Source organism: Aeromonas sp. R2-4, from assembly GCF_040908365.1.
In the GTDB taxonomy this organism is placed as follows: domain Bacteria; phylum Pseudomonadota; class Gammaproteobacteria; order Enterobacterales; family Aeromonadaceae; genus Aeromonas; species Aeromonas veronii.
This window is the reverse complement of sequence record NZ_JBFODO010000033.1, coordinates 1-15,771: the sequence shown is the minus strand read 5'-3', so window position 1 is coordinate 15,771 and position 15,771 is coordinate 1. Positions and strand designations below refer to the sequence as shown.

14 protein-coding genes and 2 tRNA genes are annotated in these 15,771 nt (G+C 59.9%); 9 read left to right on the top strand and 7 right to left on the bottom strand.

The genetic code is table 11. From position 1 onward, the window contains the following. The 3 genes from AB5Z05_RS13925 to rluA form a co-directional block, all read left to right on the top strand. Positions 1 to 234 (top strand): hypothetical protein (locus AB5Z05_RS13925; RefSeq protein WP_368151362.1); only part of this gene is annotated, 234 nt, incomplete at its 5' end. A gap of 269 nt (positions 235 to 503) precedes the next feature. After that, positions 504 to 3,371 carry an RNA polymerase-associated protein RapA gene (gene rapA / locus AB5Z05_RS13920; RefSeq protein ID WP_368151947.1) on the top strand — a complete coding sequence of 956 codons (2,868 nt, stop codon included), beginning with the start codon at positions 504 to 506 and terminating at the stop codon, positions 3,369 to 3,371. Between the two features lie 114 nt (positions 3,372 to 3,485). Next, complete coding sequence (rluA, locus tag AB5Z05_RS13915; protein WP_368151945.1) at positions 3,486 to 4,142, top strand: bifunctional tRNA pseudouridine(32) synthase/23S rRNA pseudouridine(746) synthase RluA; 657 nt, start codon at positions 3,486 to 3,488, stop codon at positions 4,140 to 4,142. 60 nt (positions 4,143 to 4,202) lie between these two features. On the opposite strand, the gene AB5Z05_RS13910 is transcribed toward rluA, so the two are convergent. From AB5Z05_RS13910 to treR, 5 genes are all read right to left on the bottom strand, one after another. Beyond that, positions 4,203 to 4,391 carry a hypothetical protein gene (locus AB5Z05_RS13910; protein ID WP_005336040.1) on the bottom strand — a complete coding sequence of 63 codons (189 nt, stop codon included), beginning with the start codon at positions 4,389 to 4,391 and terminating at the stop codon, positions 4,203 to 4,205. Positions 4,392 to 4,511: 120 nt separating this feature from the next. Further along, complete coding sequence (locus AB5Z05_RS13905) at positions 4,512 to 5,111, bottom strand: sugar O-acetyltransferase (RefSeq protein ID WP_159142915.1); 600 nt, start codon at positions 5,109 to 5,111, stop codon at positions 4,512 to 4,514. A 3-nt stretch (positions 5,112 to 5,114) separates the two neighbouring features. Next, the gene (gene treC / locus AB5Z05_RS13900; RefSeq protein ID WP_368151943.1) at positions 5,115 to 6,776 is read right to left on the bottom strand and encodes an alpha,alpha-phosphotrehalase; all 1,662 of its coding nucleotides are present in this window, start codon (positions 6,774 to 6,776) and stop codon (positions 5,115 to 5,117) included. 66 nt (positions 6,777 to 6,842) lie between these two features. After that, the gene (treB, locus tag AB5Z05_RS13895) at positions 6,843 to 8,273 is read right to left on the bottom strand and encodes a PTS trehalose transporter subunit IIBC (RefSeq protein ID WP_368151941.1); all 1,431 of its coding nucleotides are present in this window, start codon (positions 8,271 to 8,273) and stop codon (positions 6,843 to 6,845) included. Positions 8,274 to 8,465: 192 nt separating this feature from the next. Beyond that, a complete protein-coding gene (gene treR, locus AB5Z05_RS13890) occupies positions 8,466 to 9,413 on the bottom strand; it encodes a trehalose operon repressor TreR (protein WP_368151939.1) in 948 nt (315 codons plus the stop codon). Positions 9,414 to 9,550: 137 nt separating this feature from the next. Between treR and AB5Z05_RS13885 the strand changes: the two genes are divergently transcribed. The 6 genes from AB5Z05_RS13885 to pbpG all read left to right on the top strand — a co-directional run bounded on the left by AB5Z05_RS13885 (position 9,551) and on the right by pbpG (position 15,256). Continuing rightward, complete coding sequence (locus AB5Z05_RS13885) at positions 9,551 to 10,501, top strand: AEC family transporter (RefSeq protein ID WP_219297126.1); 951 nt, start codon at positions 9,551 to 9,553, stop codon at positions 10,499 to 10,501. A 164-nt stretch (positions 10,502 to 10,665) separates the two neighbouring features. Beyond that, the gene (locus AB5Z05_RS13880; RefSeq protein ID WP_005357810.1) at positions 10,666 to 10,860 is read left to right on the top strand and encodes a heavy-metal-associated domain-containing protein; all 195 of its coding nucleotides are present in this window, start codon (positions 10,666 to 10,668) and stop codon (positions 10,858 to 10,860) included. A 130-nt stretch (positions 10,861 to 10,990) separates the two neighbouring features. Beyond that, a complete protein-coding gene (gene ansB, locus AB5Z05_RS13875) occupies positions 10,991 to 12,049 on the top strand; it encodes an L-asparaginase 2 (RefSeq protein ID WP_005348754.1) in 1,059 nt (352 codons plus the stop codon). A 243-nt stretch (positions 12,050 to 12,292) separates the two neighbouring features. Next, the gene (locus tag AB5Z05_RS13870) at positions 12,293 to 13,585 is read left to right on the top strand and encodes a hemolysin family protein (protein ID WP_368151936.1); all 1,293 of its coding nucleotides are present in this window, start codon (positions 12,293 to 12,295) and stop codon (positions 13,583 to 13,585) included. Positions 13,586 to 13,603: 18 nt separating this feature from the next. Continuing rightward, complete coding sequence (locus tag AB5Z05_RS13865; protein ID WP_005343012.1) at positions 13,604 to 14,269, top strand: DedA family protein; 666 nt, start codon at positions 13,604 to 13,606, stop codon at positions 14,267 to 14,269. Positions 14,270 to 14,428: 159 nt separating this feature from the next. Continuing rightward, a complete protein-coding gene (pbpG, locus tag AB5Z05_RS13860) occupies positions 14,429 to 15,256 on the top strand; it encodes a D-alanyl-D-alanine endopeptidase (RefSeq protein WP_005348750.1) in 828 nt (275 codons plus the stop codon). A gap of 333 nt (positions 15,257 to 15,589) precedes the next feature. On the opposite strand, the gene AB5Z05_RS13855 is transcribed toward pbpG, so the two are convergent. Both AB5Z05_RS13855 and AB5Z05_RS13850 read right to left on the bottom strand, forming a co-directional pair. Continuing rightward, positions 15,590 to 15,666 (bottom strand) — tRNA-Arg (locus tag AB5Z05_RS13855). Positions 15,667 to 15,694: 28 nt separating this feature from the next. Then, positions 15,695 to 15,771: transfer RNA gene (locus AB5Z05_RS13850), tRNA-Arg, on the bottom strand.

Sequence of the window (15,771 nt, the reverse complement as noted above, 5' to 3'; positions counted from 1 at the left end):
GTCACTTCACCAGACATTGAAAATCAAAAATTGTTTTTGATGTTCGATGCTGTGAGTGCCCACACAGATTGCTTGATTCAAATTGTTAAAGAGCGACGCAACAGTGTGTTGCTGCGGGAGTGGAATTCTACTCAACCGCCTTCTCGAGTCAAGCCTTATTTTCAAAGGCTTTTCGAGGTTACCGACTTGGCTTTCTGCGTTGCCGCTTGCCCTGTCGATGGAGGCGCATTATAGGGATCTGGATCACGCTTGCAAGGGTGTTTTCGAATTAAATTCGCATTTTTGGTTCAACCGTTCACTAATCACCCAAAAAGCGCATTTATCCTGCAATAACACACCCGTTTGGCGAGCTCGCTATCCTCTAGATGGCGTAGCGGTGGTAGCAGATCAAGGTTGTGGCGATTTGGTCTCTCTACATCTATATGCATGGTGATCGAGGTCACGCCTTCGGGTAACATAGCGCCCCTTTGCGATTCACACACTCTTGGGCTTTGGAGAGTTTAATGCCTTTTGCACTTGGCCAGCGTTGGATTAGTGATACAGAGACGGATCTGGGGTTGGGGACTGTCGTTGCTGTTGAAGGACGCATGGTTACCCTGTTGTTTCCGGCTACCGGTGAAAACCGTATGTATGCCAAAGAAGAGGCGCCGGTGACCCGGGTCAGCTTCAATGTGGGCGATCAGATCACCAGTCACGAAGACTGGACCATGACGGTCGAAGAAGTGCAGGAGAAAAACGGCCTGCTTATATATGTAGGTGTGCGCACCGACAATGATGAGCCCGTTGCCCTCAAAGAAGTGTTTCTCAACAACTTTATCAAGTTCAACAAGCCGCAGGATCGCCTGTTCGCCGGTCAGATCGATCGGATGTCCCGCTTCACCCTGCGCTACGAAGCGCTGATCAACCAGCACCAACGTCGTCGCAACCCGACTCGTGGTCTGGCCGGTGGCCGGGTCAGCCTGATCCCGCACCAGCTCTATATTGCCCATGAAGTGGGTCACCGCTACGCTCCGCGCGTACTGCTGGCTGACGAGGTGGGTCTGGGCAAGACCATCGAAGCGGGCATGATCATTCATCAGCAACTGCTCTCCGGCCGCGCCCATCGCGTACTCATTCTGCTGCCCGAAACCTTGCAGCACCAATGGCTGGTCGAAATGCTGCGCCGCTTCAACCTGCATTTCTCCCTGTTTGATGAGGAGCGCTGCATCGAGGCGTTTGCCGATGCGGAGAACCCCTTCGAGACCGAGCAACTGGTGATCTGCAGCCTCGACTTCCTGCGCAAGAAGCGTCGTCGCTTCGAGCAAGTGCTGGAGGCCGAGTGGGATCTGCTGGTTGTCGACGAAGCGCACCATCTGGAGTGGAGTGGAGAGGCGCCGAGCCGTGCCTATGAGATGGTGGAAGCGCTGGCCGAACAGGTGCCGGGCGTGCTGCTGCTGACTGCGACCCCGGATCAGCTGGGTCACCAGAGCCACTTTGCTCGTCTGCGCCTGCTCGATCCCGAACGTTTCTACGACTACGAGGCCTTCCTCGCCGAGGAGCAGGCCTATGGTCAGGTCGCCAGCGCAGCGCAAGAGCTGCTGGATGGCGAGACCCTGAGCGATGAAGCCAGACAGACCCTCGCCAGCCAGCTGGAAGGGCTGGACTTGAGCGATGCCGCCGCCCGCCAGCAGGCGGTCGCCAAGCTGCTGGACCAGCATGGCACCGGCCGGGTGCTGTTCCGCAACAGCCGCGCCAATATTCAGGGCTTCCCCGAGCGTCACCTCAACGTCTACCCCATGCCGCTGCCGGAGCAGTACAAGACCGCCATCAAGGTGATGGGCATGATGGGTGGCAACGGTGGCGATCTGCAGACCCGAGCCCTGCGCTACCTCTATCCCGAGAAGATCTTCCAGCAGTTCGAAGGTGACAACGCCACCTGGACCCAGTTCGACCCGCGCGTCGAATGGTTGCTGGAGCTGCTGCTCTCTGCCCGTCAGCAGAAGGTGCTGGTGATCTGCTCCGAAGCGGCGACCGCCATCGCGCTGGAAGAGGCGCTGCGTACCCGTGAAGGGATCCGTGGTGCCGTGTTCCACGAAGGGATGTCGATCCTCGAGCGGGACAAGGCCTCCGCCTATTTCGCCCAGCAAGAGGGTGGCGCCCAGGTGCTGCTCTGCTCCGAGATCGGCTCAGAGGGTCGCAACTTCCAGTTTGCCAGCCATCTGGTGCTGTTCGATCTGCCTCTCAACCCGGATCTGCTGGAACAGCGTATCGGCCGACTGGATCGTATCGGTCAGCAGAATACCGTCGAGATCCACGTTCCCTATCTGGAAGGGACTGCCCAGCGCGCCCTGCAGCTCTGGTATCACGATGGTCTGGACGCGTTCGAGCAGACCTGCCCGACTGCCCGCCCGGTATTCGAAGCGGTACGTGAAGAGCTGTTCGAGCTGCTGGCCGCCAACACCGGCGATCAGGCGGCCCTCGACGCCCTGCTGGTCAAGACCCGCGAACTGCATGAGCCGCTCAAGGCCCGACTGGAACAGGGTCGCGATCGCCTGCTGGAAATCCACTCCAGCGGTGGCACCGCCGCCCAGCAGCTGGTCGACAAGCTCGCCGCCGAAGATGACGACACTGGTATGATCTCCTTCGCCCTCAAGATGTTCGACGAGATCGGCGTCAATCAGGACGACAGAGGTGAGAACGCGCTGGTGCTGACTCCCGGTGATCACATGCTGGTTTCCAGCTTCCCGGGCTTGCCGCAAGACGGCATGACCATCACCTTCGATCGCAATACCGCCTTGTCGCGGGATGACATGGCGCTGCTCTCCTGGGATCACCCCATGATGCGCGGCGGTATCGACCTGATCCTGGGCTCCGAGATCGGTGCCACCTCGGTAGCACTGCTCAAGAACAAGGCTCTGCCCATCGGCTCCATCCTGCTTGAGCTGATCTTCGTTGCCGAGTCTGCGGCCCATCCCCAGCTCTACCGCTTCATGCCGCCGACGCCGATCCGTCTGCTGATGGACAAGAACGGCCAGAATCTGGGTGAGAAAGTGGCGTTCGATGCCTTCAACCGTCAGCTGACTCCGGTCAACCGCCACCTCGGCAGCAAGCTGGTCACCGCGTCCCAACCGGTGATCCACGGTCTGATTGGCAAGGGGCAAGCCATTGCCGAAGAGCTGAAAGCCGGGATTGTCGACAAGGCCCGCGCCCAGATGGCGCAGACCCTGCAGCAGGATCTGGATCGTCTGGAAGCGCTCAAGGCAGTCAACCCGAACGTGCGCGACAGCGAACTGGATTATCTGCGCAATCTGCAGGCAGAATTGCACCACCTGATCGATCAGACCCAACTCAAGCTGGATGCCATCCGCTTTATCGTGGTCACCCATAACTGACAAGGTACCGACCGACAGCGGCCAGGCCCAGCTCAAACTGGATACCCAAGGCCACTTTGTCGTGGTTACCCATAACTGATGGGGCTTGCCCCCACCTTCTGATGCGAGACATTTATGTTTGAATACTCACCGCCTCTGGAACCCTGGCTCGATATCCTGTTCAAGGACAAGGACATCATGGTGGTCAACAAGCCCACTGGCCTGCTAAGCGTCCCCGGGCGCGGCCCCGAGAATGAAGACAGCGTCCTGCATCGGGTGAAACAGCAACACCCCAAGGCGGCGGCAGCTCATCGCCTCGACATGTCCACCACTGGCGTCATCGTCATTCCTCTCAATCCCAACTCTCATCGGGAGCTGAGTCGGCAATTTCGCGAGCGAGAGACCGAGAAGCACTACCTCGCCTGGGTGTGGGGTGAGCTGGAGGCAGCATCGGGTCAGGTTGACCTGCCGCTCTGCGTCGACTGGCCCAACCGCCCGAAACAGAAGGTGGATCACGAGGAGGGGCGTCACGCTCTGACCCTGTGGGAAAAACTGAAAGTGGAGAACGGCAACAGCCTGATCAAGCTGACCCCCATCACAGGTCGCTCGCACCAGTTGCGCGTCCATATGCTGGAGCTGGGGCATCCGATCCTGGGTGACAACCTCTACGCCCATCCGGATGCGCTGGCGGCGGCGCCCCATCTCTACCTGCATGCGGCCATGCTGACCATCAGCCACCCCCGCAGCGGGGAACGGATGACCTTCGAGGCGCCGGCTCCTTTCCCGGTCTGATCCCGCAAATCGCAGAGATAAAAAAGCCCCCATCGCAAGATGGGGGCTTTTTCATTAGGGTCAGACGCGAATATCGATCTTGCTTCCCAGAGAAGCGCTGGCCGATGTCGGTGCAACCGGCGCTGATTGCGCTGCGTTTTGCAGCAGCTTCAGCGCAGCTTCGCCCTCTTGGGTCTGCTGTTTCTTGGCCAGACTGGCCGTCATCAGAGCAGAACCAAACGACGCATTTGCAGAACTTGATATATCCATAGGGTTCCTCCTGCACTCAACAGTATCGACCAAGCGGCCCCGAACATAAGCACTCAATGCAAAACAATCTGACAGTTGCTTTTCTATCAATCAGATAGCACTAACATTTATGGCCCCTGTTCACCGCTGGATGACGCCTTCAAGCTCCTGTGCCGTCATCGGCCGAAGCACCTTGCAAGGGTTGCCAGCCGCCACCACGTTGGCGGGCACATCTTTGGTCACCACCGAGCCTGCGCCGATGACGCTGTTGTCACCGATCGTAACGCCGGGGCAGATGACGACGCTGCCGCCGATCCAGACGTTGTGACCGATCCGCACCGGCTTGCCGAACTCGACACCCTTGATACGTGGCGCCACCGCCACCGGATGAGCGGCGGTGTAGATCTGCACCCCGGGCGCCAGCAGCACGTTGTCGCCGATATGCACCTCACTGACGTCGAGGATGGTGCAATTGACGTTGGCGTAGAAGTTCTCGCCGACGAAGATATTGGCGCCATAGTCGCAGAAGAACGGCGGATTGATGGCGCACTCATGGCCGCGACCTCCGAGCAGCTCGTGCAGCAAAGCATCCCGCGCCGGTTTCTCCTGCCAGCAGGTGTTGAAGGTGTGATAAAGCCTTCGGCAGCGCTCACGTGCCGCTTTGAGCTCGGGATCGCCCGCGTCATAGGGCTCCCCCGCCACCATCTTCTGCCACTCGGCACCGCGCACCACTTTCGTCATCGCCTACTCCATCAGCCAGATCAGGGATTCATAAGGGCGCAGCATACCCGATTGCGGTTGGGCCGGGCTATCGGGGTAGTTGCCGAGCAGCAGCCGACCTTGCCCGCTTTGCAGCTCAGCAGGCAAGGCAAACTCCACCGGCTCGCCGTAGAAGTTGCTCACCACCAGCAGGGTCTGACCGTTGGCACGGCGGGCATAGGCCCAGATCTGCGGGTGCCCGGTCAGCAGCTCCTGATAATCCCCCTGAGTGAAGATGGGGTGCGCCTTGCGAAGGGCGATGAGATCCCGATAGTGCCAGAACACCGAGTGCTGGTCGGCCAGCGCCGCCTCGGCATTGATCTCGGAATAGTTGGCGGCTGGCTTGAGCCAGGGCGTCCCTTGGGTGAAACCGGCATTGGCCGCAACGCTCCACTGCATCGGGGTGCGCGAGTTGTCGCGGGACTTGGCACCGAGAATGGAGAGGATCTCGGCCTCGCTCATCCCTTCCGCCTGCTTGATGGCGAAGATGTTACGGCTCTCCACATCCTGATAGTCATCGATGCGCTGATAGCCGGGGTTGGTCATGCCGATCTCCTCCCCCTGATAGATGTAGGGGGTGCCCTGCAAACCGTGCAGCGTGCTGGCCAGCATCTTGGCGGCCACTACCCTATGCTCGCCCTCATCGCCGAAGCGGGAGACGATGCGCGGCTGATCGTGGTTGCACCAGAACAGCGCCGACCACCCCTTGCCATGCATGCCGCTCTGCCAGTGGTTGAAGATGCGCTTGAGTTCGAGGAAGTCGAACGGCGCCTTGGTCCACTTGTCGCCGTTGGGGTAATCCACCTTGAGGTGGTGGAAGTTGAACACCATGGAGAGCTCTGAACCGTCGAGGGCGCCATAGCGCTGACAGTGCTCCAGACTGGTGGAGGACATCTCCCCCACCGTCATGGCTCTCACCGGGGCAAACACGTCGCGGCTCACGTCCTGCAAAAATTCGTGGATGCGCGGCCCGTCGGTATAGAAGCGACGGCCATCGCCAATCTCGTCGTTCGGGAACGCCTGATCCTTGGAGATAAGGTTGATGACGTCGAGGCGGAAACCATCCACCCCCTTCTTGGCCCAGAAGTGGATGATGTTTTTCACCTCGGCGCGCACCGCCGGATTTTCCCAGTTGAGATCCGCCTGCTCGCGGGCAAACAGGTGCAGGTAGTACTGACCGGTGGCGGGATCCAGCTCCCAGGCGCTGCCACCAAACTTGGATTGCCAGTTGTTCGGCACACCGCCATCCACCGGATCTTTCCAGATGTAGTAGTCACGGTAGGGGCTGTTTTTATCCCCCAGCGCCGACTTGAACCAAGCGTGCTCGGTGGAAGTGTGGTTGACCACGATATCCATCACGATGCGGATGTCGCGCGCGTGGGCGGCGGCCAGCAGCGCCTCGAAATCTGCCATGGTGCCGTAGGCGGGGTCGATGGCGTAGTAGTCGGCGATGTCGTAGCCGTTGTCCACCTGCGGCGAGACGTAGACCGGGGTCAGCCAGAGGGCATCGACCCCCAGCGTCTTGAGGTAATCGAGGCGGGCCATGATCCCCTTGAGATCACCGGTGCCACGGGCGCCGGAATCCTGAAAGCTCTTGGGATAGATCTGGTAAATCACGGCGCTCTGCCACCAGGGTGTTTGGCTCATGGCTCTTTCTCTTGTCTCGAATAGAAAATGGAGAGGGCGACCCGCGGGTCGCCCTGATAATCAGTGTCAGGCGCTGGCTTGGGCCAACTTGCCAGCGGCTTGCTGGCGCTTGTAGACCAGCAAGGTCAGCACCACCGGCACCACGATGGCGACCAGCATGGCGATGGCAAATACCGCCCAGTATTGCGGCTGGATGGAGAGGATGCCGGGCAGGCCGCCTACCCCGATGCCGTTGGCCATCACCCCGGCGAAACCGCAGATGAGGGCGGCAAGGCTGGAGCCCACCATGGCGCACAGCATGGGGAACTTGTACTTGAGGTTGATACCGTACATGGCCGGTTCGGTCACCCCGAGGTAGGCGGAGATGGCAGCAGGCACCGAGATCTCCCGCTCGTTCTCCTTGCGGCTAATCAGAATGATGCCGACGACCGCAGAAGCCTGAGCGATGTTGGAGAGCGCGATCAGCGGCCAAATCGGGGTGCCACCCATGCTCTGCATCAGCTGCAGATCCACCGCGTTGGTGGTGTGGTGGATACCGGTAATGACCAGCGGCGCGTAGAGGAAACCGAACAGGGCAGCACCGATGGGAGCGAAGGCGCCGGTCATGGCAGCCTTGGCCGCGAAACCGACGCCATCACCAATCCAGCGACCGAACGGGCCGATAAAGGCGTGGGCCACGATCACTGCCAGCAACAGCGAGACAAACGGCACAATCACCAGATAGAGGTAAGCCGGAATGATCCGCTTGAGGTTGGTTTCCACCCAGGCGAGGAAGACACCCGCCAGCAGCGCCGGAATGACCTGGGCCTGATAACCCACCTTCTGGATCACGAACAGGCCGAAGTCCCACACCTCGGGAGTCTGCTGACCGATGCCGTAGGCGTTCATCAACTGCGGTGACACCAGCGTCACCCCCAGCACGATACCCAGGATCTCGGAGCCGCCCATCTTCTTCACTGCAGACCAGCAGACACCGACCGGCAGGAAGTGGAAGATCGCCTCGCCCAGCAGCCAGAGGAAGGCGTGTACCTGAGCCCAGAACTGGCTGATCTCGGTGAGGGTGTGAGTACCATCGTCGAACATCTTGATGTCGCCGATGACGTTGCGAAAGCCCAGGATCAGGCCGCCGGTGATGATGGCGGGCAGCAGCGGCACGAAGATCTCCGCCAGATGGGAGATGCCCCGCTCCAGCGGGTTCATGTTCTGGCGCGCCGCCTGCTTGGCGGTCTCCTTGCTGCCACCGCTGACGCCGAGCTCTTCTGTCAGCGCCTTGTACCACTGCTCTACCTCGTTGCCGATCACCACCTGGAACTGACCGCCCTGGGTGAAGCTTCCCTTCACCGCCGGGATGGTTTCGATGGCCTTGCTGTCGGCCTTGGCCGGATCGTTCAGGACGAAGCGCAACCGGGTCAGGCAGTGGCTGACGGTGGAGATGTTCTCCTTGCCGCCGATCTTGTCGATCAGGGTGGCAAGCTGCTGTGCGTTGATCTTGGACACGGGTCTTCCCTCTGTGACGCCATTGAATAGTGGTCTGTATCGCCCTTTTGAGCCAGTCTGTCGGCCGGAGCGTTTTTGGTATCGTTCCCATTTAGCATGCCGACAATCTGGCCAGATCGAAATGGGAACGTTCCCAATTCGTGGCCAGCATCACAAAAAGCGCACTTTTTGTTCAGTCTGAAGTGATGGGGGTCACAGGGTTCGACAGGGGGCGATTGTCACCAGCGGAGGCTGATCCTGCTCAATCTGCCCGAGCAGCTGACGCGCCGCCTGCTCCCCCGCCCCTTTGTAACCCAAATCGAGACTGAGGGCGTTGGGGAAGAGGAAGCTGAGCATGGGGTTGTTGCCAAGGCCGGTCACCAGCACCTCGCTACGTCCTTGTTCTTGCAGGTATTTTGCCGCACCGATGGCGAGGGTATCGCTGGCGCAAACTAGCGCCTGGGTGGCGGGAGTAAGCAGCTCGGCAGCCAGCCGGTAGCCACTCTGCAGGCTGAGATCGCCGAGGGCGCTGCGCGGGCTCAACCCCTGCTCTGCGCAGTAAGCGAGATAGGCGTCGAGGCGACGCTGGCCGGTGGTGAGATCCGAGGCATCAACCCCCAGATAGGCGATGTCGCGGGCGCCACGGCTGGCCAGCTGCGCCAGCATGGTGCGCACCGCACCGGCGTCGTCGAAGCAGACCGAGGAGAAACCGGGGTATTCACGGGCGACCAGCACCAGCTTCTCTTTCAGCGGCGTCATGGCGGCATAGTCCAAGTCATTGAAGGCGAACAGGATAATGCCATCTACCCCGCGCCGCTCCAACACCGCCAGATGCTCCTGTACCTTGGCGGGGGAGAACTTGCTCTCCATCAGCACGGCATCGTAGCCGCGCTGGTAGAGGGTCTCCAGCATGCCGCGCACCGCCTGATTCTCCGAGCTGGAGTCGAGCCGCGAGACGATGATCCCCACCACCTGCTGGCTCTGGCTGCGCATGGCACGCGCCGATTTGCTCGGCACGAAGCCATGTTCGGCGATGATCTGCTCCACCCGCTCGCGGGTCTCCTGCTTCACCTTGGGATCCTGGTTGAGCACTCGGGAGACGGTCGACTTGCCGACGCCACTCAGTCTGGCGATATCGAGGATGGTCAGTTTCTTGTCCATGAATTGGCTCACAGGAGGCTAGGCGGTGGAATTGCCCACATTGTTGTGATTAACCCCTGTGAATACAAGCCCATGGCGTTAGAATGCCCTTTTTGCCCCGCCGTCAGGGTGTGTGGGCACAGCACAGGATGCCCATCATGGATCTGCTGGCCAGTCTGCTCTTCTCCCTCTCCATCACAGGCCCCATCTGCGTGGTGCTGCTGCTCGGCATCTTGCTCAAGCGGTTGGGGCTGCTGCCGGATCCCTTTACCGAATCCGCCTCGCGACTGGTGTTTCAGGTCACCCTGCCCGCTCTGCTCTTTCTCAGTATTCTGGGTACCAACTTCGCCACCATGCCGAGCCTCTGGTTTATCGGCTACGGCCTGCTCGCCACCGTTATCAGCTATCTGGTGCTGGAGCTGCTGGCCGGACGTTTTATCGGGGAGCAGCGACTGCGCGGTATCTTCGTGCAGGGGAGCTTTCGCGGCAACAGCGCCATTATCGGGCTCGCCTATGTGCAGAACGCCTATGGCCACGAAGGGTTGGGGGCGGCGGCCTTCTATGTCGGTGCGGTGACCGTGCTCTACAACATTCTCGCAGTGATCACCCTCACCCGCAGTCTCGGCGGCGCCACCGGCATGCGCCCCATTCTGCTCGGCATCATCAAGAATCCCCTGATCATCGCCATTGTGGCGGCGCTGCCCTTTACCCTGCTCGGTATCAAGATGCCGCAACTGCTGCTCACCACCGGCAGCTACTTCGCCAACATGACGTTGCCGCTGGCGCTGCTCTGCACCGGCGCCTCCCTCAGCCTGGATGCTCTGCGTGGTGGTGCAGCCATTGCGGGCTGGGCCAGCATCATGCGGCTCTGTCTCATTCCGGCTGCGTTCACTCTTGGGGCGGCCCTGCTCGGCTTCAGCCATCTGGAGCTGGGTATTCTGTTTCTCATCAGCGCCACCCCGACTGCCGCCGCCAGCTATGTGATGACCCGCGCCATGGGGGGCGACAGCGTGCTGGCCGCAAACATCATCGCCACCACCACCCTAGGTTCGCTGGTCACTACCAGCCTCGGGGCAACTCTGATGAATTACCTCGGTCTTATGTACTGACCCTGCCCGAGGAAACTGCCAACCTCATCGCCACCACGAACCTTGGCTCCCATACACCGGCAGGGAGCCATCCTGATGAACTATCTGGGTCTTATGTACTGACGGCTTGACCTTGCCGGAGGCGGCAGCTTTAGGCTGGCGCTCATCAACAGAGGAAATATCCCATGACCATCGAACTCACCGTGTCCGGCATGTCCTGTGGTGGCTGCGCCGCCAGTCTGCAAAAAGCGCTGCTGGCCCAGCCTGCGGTCACCACCGCAACCGTCGATTTCGCCAGCAGCAAGGCCGTTATCGAGAGCGAGCTGAGCAAGGCAGAACTGATCGCCCTGATCGAAGCCAAGGGTTTCTCTGCGAGTTAAATTATCTCCATAGAGGTATAAAACAGGTTAAAAATCTGTACTCACCTGTCTTTTGGTGAGTTTTATCACAGACCCGGGTTATTAAACGGGCAAACTTGCTGCGATTATTCCAACCATAAGGATTTGCAGCATGACCCTACCGATCCGCAAGACCCTGCTCGCCGCCGTCGTTGGCCTGACCCTCTCCCCCATGGCAATGGCCCTGCCCAACGTCCATATTCTGGCAACCGGCGGCACCATTGCCGGAGCTGGCCAGTCGGCTACCCAGTCCAACTACGAGGCTGGCAAGGTGGCCATAGAAACCCTGATCGCCGCCGTGCCCGAGATGAAGAACGTGGCCGATGTGCAGGGTGAGCAGGTGGTGAAGATCGGCTCCCAGGACATGAACGACGAGGTGTGGCTCAAGCTGGCCAAGCGGGTCAACGAGCTGCTGGCCAAGGATGACGTGGATGGCATCGTCATTACCCACGGCACCGACACCATGGAAGAGACAGCCTACTTCCTCAATCTGACCGTCAAGAGCGACAAGCCGGTGGTGCTGGTCGGCGCCATGCGCCCCTCCACCGCCATGAGTGCTGATGGCCCGCTTAACCTCTACAACGCCGTGGTGACCGCCTCTGACCCCGCCTCCAAGGGCCGTGGCGTGATGGTAGCGATGAACGACACCGTGCTGGATGCCCGCGATGTCACCAAGACCAACACCACCGGGGTGCAGACCTTCGCCTCCCCCAACTTTGGCCCGCTCGGTTACATCCACAACGGCAAGATCGACTATCAGCGCAGCCCGGCCCGCCTGCACACCAGCAAGACGCCGTTTGACGTGAGCAAGCTCGACAAGCTGCCGCAAGTGGGCATCGTCTACAGCTACGCCAACGCCACCGACTTGCCGGCCAAGGCGATGGTGGATGCCAAGTTCGACGGTATCGTCAGTGCCGGGGTGGGTAACGGCAACCTCTACCACACCCTGTTCGATACCCTGGCCAAGGCGAGCAAGGATGGCATCCGCGTCGTGCGCTCCGCCCGCGTGCCGACCGGCGCCACCACCCTGGATGCCGAGATCGATGATGCCAAGTACGGCTTCGTGGCCTCCGGCACTCTCAACCCGCAGAAAGCGCGGGTGCTGCTGATGCTCTCCCTGACCCAGAGCAAGGATCCGGCCCAGATCCAGCGCTGGTTCCAGCAGTTCTGATAAAGGTTGTCTGACAAGTGATAAGCAAGGGCGGGACTTCCCGCCCTTTTCACTCCTGCAATGCTGCCTCGCCCATTACGCCGTTTGACGGGGTCGACCTTCCCTTTTCCGGCCATCTTTTTCAGCCATCACAAAGCGCTGTCATCAAATTAGCGAGCCGGATCACCCGCTTTCACAAGCGCATCGCCGCCAAATTCATTACACTGCCAGCGATCTTATCCACTCAAGGAGTGCTGTTGCTGTATGGAAATATTGATCCTGCTGGGATTGATTTTGCTTAATGGCGTCTTCGCCATGTCAGAAATCGCCATCGTCACCGCACGCAAGGCTCGCCTCGGCAAGCTTGCCTCTGAAGGCAACCGCTCCGCCGCCATTGCCCTCAAACTGGGCGAAGACCCGACCCATTTTCTCTCTGCCGTCCAGATCGGCATTACCAGCATAGGTCTGCTCAACGGTATCTACGGCGAAACCCTGCTGGCCCAGCCCTTCTCCCTCTGGTTGCAGGAGTGGGGGCTCCCGGCCAAGAGCAGTGGCCTGATCGCCACCATCATAGTGGTGGTGGTGGTTACTTACCTCTCCATCGTGGTGGGGGAGCTGGTGCCCAAGCGGCTCGGCCAGCTCAATGCCGAGCGCATCGCCTGTCTGGTGGCCCGCCCCATGCACTGGCTCGCCACCCTGACCCGCCCCTTCGTCTGGCTGCTGTCGGCCTCCACCAATGCCAGCCTGCGGCTGCTGCGGGTCAACCAGAACGGCAGCGCCAACGTTACCGAGGAGGAGATCCACGCCATGCTGGTGGAAGGATCGGAAGCCGGGGTGATCGAGGATCATGAGCACACCATGCTGCGCAACGTCTTCCGTCTCGACGAGCGCAGCCTCTCCTCCCTGATGGTGCCGCGCAGCGATATCCGCTATCTGGATCTGGCGCTGCCGCTGGAGACCAACCTGCAGCGGCTGGTGGAGTATCGCCACAGCTATTTTCCGGTCTGCGACGGCAACCTGTCAGAATTGGTGGGTATCATCAATGTCAGCAAGGTGCTGCACGCCTATATCAAGGGGGAGCCCATCGATCTGGCTGCCCTGACCCAGGAGGGCAGCCTGCTGCCCGAGACCCTCAACGGCGTCGAGCTGCTCAACCACTTCCGCACCCACAGCGAACAGATGGCGCTGGTGGTGGACGAATATGGCGAGTTGCAGGGACTGGTCACCCAGCAGGATCTGCTGGAGGCGCTGGCGGGGGATTTCCAGCAGGAGGATGGCGAGGACAACTGGGCCTTCCGGCGCGCCGATGGCAGCTGGCTGCTCGACGGCCTGATCCCGTTGCCGGAATTAAAGGACTGTCTGGAGCTGGTTCGTCTGCCAGAAGAAGAAAAACATCACTATCACACCCTCGGAGGGCTTATCATGCTGCTCCTTGGTCGTGTTCCACAAACCGGAGACCTGGTGACACTGGAACAGTGGCAACTGGAAATTGTTGACATGGATGGCCTGCGCATCGACAAGGTGCTCGCCATGCCCTTGACCGATCAACCCAGCTAACCTGCGGAGTTTGCAAGTATGGAGCAGTTTTACCAACTGGCTCACGCCTTTATGAATCACGATCTGAACACACTTTCCGATCCCAAGATGGCCTTCATGATCTGTGGTGTGATTCTGACGTTTCTGGTACTGGAAAACGGATTCATCCCTACCGCCTTTCTGCCCGGTGACAGCCTGCTGATCCTCACCGGCGTGCTCATCTATCAGGATGTGTTGTCTCTCGGGGTGATCCCGCTGTTGATCATGGCTACCTTTGTCGGCACCTGGCTCGGTTACATGCAGGGGCGCTTTCTCGGCCACACCCAGCTCTACCATCGGCTGATGTCCCACGTGGAAGAGCGACACCAGCAGAAGGTCTACCACCTGCTGGACAAGTACGGGATCATCACCCTGATCACCGCGCGCTATATCGCCTTCGTGCGCACCGCCTACCCCTATATCGTGGGAGCTACCGAGCTGCCCCAGGGGCGCTTCCTCATCGTCAATCTGATCAGCTCCATCATGTGGATCTGCCCGCTGGTCGGGTTTGGCTACTACCTGAGCCACACCAAGCTGGCCGCCGAATACCAGACCCAGTTCTTCAATATCATCATCTATCTGCCGGTGGCCCTGCTGGTGGGTGGCATGGTGGCACTGGTCTGGCGCTGGATCAGCAAACGCAGGGCTGCGCAGCCGCGGGATTGACCCCCCGCCCAACGCCCGACCCGAAAGCCCTCGCCAGAGGGCTTTTTTGATCGCCAATTTTGCGCAAATAGCAGAAATAGTCCCGCTCGGCCCTTGTAAAGCCGGGGTAAAAATGAGTGAATCTAGCGCCTTTTTTTGGATGGGAATGGAGTCGGTTGTATGTGGTGTCGGATTCGCGCAGCAGCGCTGGTTGTCGGGTTGATGGGAATGCTGGGATTGCCTGCGGTCAGCGCGGCACCCAACCCTGCCAAACTGGAAGTACGCTCGAGCAGCGCCCTGGTCGTGGATGTAAAAACGGGCAAGACGCTCTACCAGAAGAATGCCACCAAGGTGCGTCCCATCGCCTCCCTCACCAAGCTGATGACAGCGCTGGTGGTGCTGGATGCCAAACAGAATCTCAACCAGACCATCACGGTCGACAAGAACGATCTGGATCGGGTCAAACACACCCATTCCCGCATCCGCATGGGCACCAAGGTGACCCGCCGCGACGCCCTGCATCTGGCGCTGATGTCCTCCGAAAACCGGATGGCCTCGGCACTGGCGCGTCACTATCCGGGCGGCCGCAGCGCCTTCGTGCGAGCCATGAACAACAAGGCCAGACAGCTGGGTATGCGTAATACCCACTTCTACGACTCCACCGGCCTCTCCACCCGCAACGTCTCTACCGCCCAGGATCTGGGCAAGCTGGCCGCCGCCGCCTATCGCCAGCCGCTGATCCGTCAGTTCACTCAGGATGAGAACCGGGAGATGCGCTTCAGCGCCCCCGCCTACAGCCTGATGTTCAACAACACCAACCCGCTGGTGAAAAACCCGGATTGGGACGTGCGCCTCTCCAAGACCGGCTTCACTGACGAAGCGGGTCGCTGTCTGGTGATGCGCGCCAAACCGGACAGCCGCGAGCTCGCCATCGTGCTGCTCAACTCGGTGGGCAAACGCACCCCCATCGGCGATGCCAACCGCATTCGCAAATGGCTGAAAAGCTGAGTGGATCTCTTCACAAAAAAGGATGCTGCGGCATCCTTTTTTATTGCCCGCAAAACGCCTTGCAGGATGTTGATAGCCAAACCTTGAGTGATAAGCTGCGCGGAATCAGCCGTTGCAACAGCAGGCATACAAGGCACCTATAGATGAGGCAAAGGGTGGTGATGCGGTGCAACGATCAGAAGAACTGTGCGCAATCACAGAAAGGGGAAGAAATAAGGACAAGAACAGCCAGGTAAACGGGCGATCCACCCGCAACAGCGCACGGGGATCCGCACCAAAAGCTAAATATCGCCCATAAAAAAACAGCCCCGACCGAAGTCGAGGCTGTCTGTATGGTGCGCCCGAGAGGATTCGAACCTCTGACCACCTGGTTCGTAGCCAGGTACTCTATCCAGCTGAGCTACGGGCGCTCATAAACTTTTGGTACTACTTGAAATATGGTGCGCCCGAGAGGATTCGAACCTCTGACCACCTGGTTCGTAGCCAGGTACTCTATCCAGCTGAGCTACGGGCGC

What these genes read in the sequence shown, in the direction of transcription:
- rapA (WP_368151947.1), top strand. Translation starts at nt 504, where the DNA reads ATGCCTTTTGCACTTGGCCAGCGTTGGATTAGTGATACAGAGACGGAT.
- rluA (WP_368151945.1), top strand. Translation starts at nt 3,486, where the DNA reads ATGTTTGAATACTCACCGCCTCTGGAACCCTGGCTCGATATCCTGTTC.
- AB5Z05_RS13910 (WP_005336040.1), bottom strand. Translation starts at nt 4,391, where the DNA reads ATGGATATATCAAGTTCTGCAAATGCGTCGTTTGGTTCTGCTCTGATG.
- AB5Z05_RS13905 (WP_159142915.1), bottom strand. Translation starts at nt 5,111, where the DNA reads ATGACGAAAGTGGTGCGCGGTGCCGAGTGGCAGAAGATGGTGGCGGGG.
- treC (WP_368151943.1), bottom strand. Translation starts at nt 6,776, where the DNA reads ATGAGCCAAACACCCTGGTGGCAGAGCGCCGTGATTTACCAGATCTAT.
- treR (WP_368151939.1), bottom strand. Translation starts at nt 9,413, where the DNA reads ATGGACAAGAAACTGACCATCCTCGATATCGCCAGACTGAGTGGCGTC.
- AB5Z05_RS13885 (WP_219297126.1), top strand. Translation starts at nt 9,551, where the DNA reads ATGGATCTGCTGGCCAGTCTGCTCTTCTCCCTCTCCATCACAGGCCCC.
- AB5Z05_RS13880 (WP_005357810.1), top strand. Translation starts at nt 10,666, where the DNA reads ATGACCATCGAACTCACCGTGTCCGGCATGTCCTGTGGTGGCTGCGCC.
- ansB (WP_005348754.1), top strand. Translation starts at nt 10,991, where the DNA reads ATGACCCTACCGATCCGCAAGACCCTGCTCGCCGCCGTCGTTGGCCTG.
- AB5Z05_RS13870 (WP_368151936.1), top strand. Translation starts at nt 12,293, where the DNA reads ATGGAAATATTGATCCTGCTGGGATTGATTTTGCTTAATGGCGTCTTC.
- AB5Z05_RS13865 (WP_005343012.1), top strand. Translation starts at nt 13,604, where the DNA reads ATGGAGCAGTTTTACCAACTGGCTCACGCCTTTATGAATCACGATCTG.
- pbpG (WP_005348750.1), top strand. Translation starts at nt 14,429, where the DNA reads ATGTGGTGTCGGATTCGCGCAGCAGCGCTGGTTGTCGGGTTGATGGGA.